Below are 2,138 nucleotides of genomic sequence, written 5' to 3'. Positions count from 1 at the left end.
TCGTCATTGCGAGCGAAGCGAAGCAATCCAGGGCGGTTTACGCTGGCTCTGGATTGCTTCGCTTCGCTCGCAATGACGAAAAGAAGTTCATACGACTTGATGAAGAAGGGTTTCGCCGGCGGCAAGGCGGCGGCAGTTCTCGTGCGCCACGGTCAGGCTGCGCACGAGCGTTTCGGGGGTGAGCCAGGCGATATGCGGCGCGAACACCGCGTTTGGCAGCCCGAGCAGCGGATTGCCGCGCGGCAGCGGCTCCTCGGCAAAGACGTCGAGACCTGCACCGCGCAGATGCCCCGATGCCAACGCCTCGACCAGCCTGGCTTCGTCAACGAGTTCGCCGCGCGCGGTATTGACCAGCACCGCGCCCTTCTTCATCGCCAGCGGGTCGATCGACGCCCGCGTCTCGCCGGTCAGCGGCATATGCAGCGACACCACGTCCGCTTCGGCGATCAACCGGTCGAGCGGCCAATATTCATACGGAACGTCGCGCGCGTTCCTCGCCGTATAGACCACCTTCGCTCCCAATGCCGCGAGCACCGGCGCAAGCAGCTGCGCCGAATTGCCGAAACCGACGAGTCCGACCGTGCGTCCGCCGATCTCGCCAACGCTGTCCAGTTCCGACGGGTCGGCCGTCCACCCCTCGCCGGCGCGCGTGCGCGCGTCGAAAAAACAGGTCCGGCGCAGTACCGCCATCATCAGCGACAGCGCCATCTCGGCGACCGCCTGGCTGTTCGTCCCCGGCATATTGCACACCGCGACGCCGTGATCGCGCGCCGCATCGAGCGCGATCGTGTTCACCCCGACACCGAGTTTCTGGATCAGCTTCAATTTCGGGGCCGCGGCGATGAATTCGGGTGTGACCGGGGTGAGGACATGGAGCAGCGCGGTGATCCCGGGTGCCACCGCATCGAGCGGTTCGGCCTCGTCGACATGCACGACGACGCCCGCCCCGAAAATCGCATCGACCGCCTCGCGAAAACCGGGGCTGGGACGGGCATGCAGCACGATCATGCGTGCACGGTCCCGATCGGACCGGCGAACGCCGAGAAGCCCGCAAACACAGCGTCGCCGCCCATCGCTTCCTCGATCCGCAGCATCTCGTTCCACTTCGCCATGCGTTCGGAGCGCGTGAAGCTGCCAACCTTCAATTGCCCGGCGTCCCAGCCGGTCGCGAGGTGCGCGATCGTCACATCCTCGCTCTCGCCCGAGCGCGCCGAAACGATCGCGCCCCAACCGCGCGCGACGGCAGCATCGAGCGCCGCCTTCGCTTCGGTGACCGTGCCGACTTGGTTGACCTTGATCAGCGCGGCGTTGCACACGGCGGCATCACCCGCGCGCTCGACCCGCGCCGCGTTGGTGACGAGCACGTCGTCGCCGATGATCTGCACCTGCTCGCCGATCGCCGCGGTCACCGCCGCCATCGTCGTCCAGTCGTCCTGCCCCGCCGGATCCTCGACCGACAATATCGGATAGGCTTTCGTCCATTCGATGATGCGCGCCGCCATCTCCGCGCCCGACAGGCGCCGGTCGTCGAGTGCAAGGTCATAGCCATCGGCGTCGCCGAGTTCGTTCGCGGCGATGTCGAGCGAAATGAACACATCCTCTCCGGCGCGGTGCCCGCTCGCTTCGATCGCTTTCGTCAGCGTATCCAGCGCATCCTCGTTCGAGGCGAAATTCGGCCACCAGCCGCCCTCGTCGGCGACCCCCGACAGCGGGCCTTTCGCTTCCATCAGCTTGCCTGCGGCGCGATAGACGTCGTCGGTGATTTCGAGCGCGCGGCGGAAGCTGCCGGCCTTTGGGCACATGATCATGAAATCCTGCACGTCGGTACGCCGCCCGGCGTGCGCGCCGCCACCGAAAATCTGTATTTCAGGCAGAGGGATGCGAACCTTTCTTCCGTCGGCTAGATAACGCCACAACGGCTCACGCGCATCGGCCGCCGCCGCGTGCAGCACCGCCATCGACACGGCAACCACGGCATTGGCGCCCAGCCGCGCCTTGTTCGTTGTATTGTCGAGCGCGCAGAGCGCGGCATCCACCGCCGCCTGTTCGCGCGCGTCCATGCCGTCGATCGCCCCGGCGATCTCCGACCCGATCCCCGCCACGGCGCGGTTGACACCGAAGCCACCGAACGCCCGCCC

The 2,138-nt window shown here is 66.7% G+C and carries 2 protein-coding genes; both read right to left on the bottom strand.

The genetic code is table 11. The annotated features are described in order from the left end of the window. Window positions 1-87 precede the first annotated feature (87 nt). Window positions 88-1,008 (bottom strand): NAD(P)-dependent oxidoreductase, encoded by a 921-nt coding sequence (locus VGD20_RS14970; RefSeq protein ID WP_331135209.1) that lies wholly within the window; start codon window positions 1,006-1,008, stop codon window positions 88-90. Then, window positions 1,005-2,138, bottom strand: a 1,134-nt coding sequence (gene eno / locus VGD20_RS14965) for a phosphopyruvate hydratase (RefSeq protein ID WP_331135208.1), incomplete at its 5' end; no start/stop codon positions are given. The genes VGD20_RS14970 and eno, both read right to left, overlap by 4 nt.

This window comes from Sphingopyxis sp. (genome assembly GCF_036402335.1).
Lineage (GTDB): Bacteria > Pseudomonadota > Alphaproteobacteria > Sphingomonadales > Sphingomonadaceae > Sphingopyxis.
This window is presented reverse-complemented; position numbering and strand designations above follow the sequence as displayed.

Coding starts and splice junctions, on each gene's coding strand:
- VGD20_RS14970 (WP_331135209.1), bottom strand. CDS start 1,008: ATGATCGTGCTGCATGCCCGTCCCAGCCCCGGTTTTCGCGAGGCGGTC.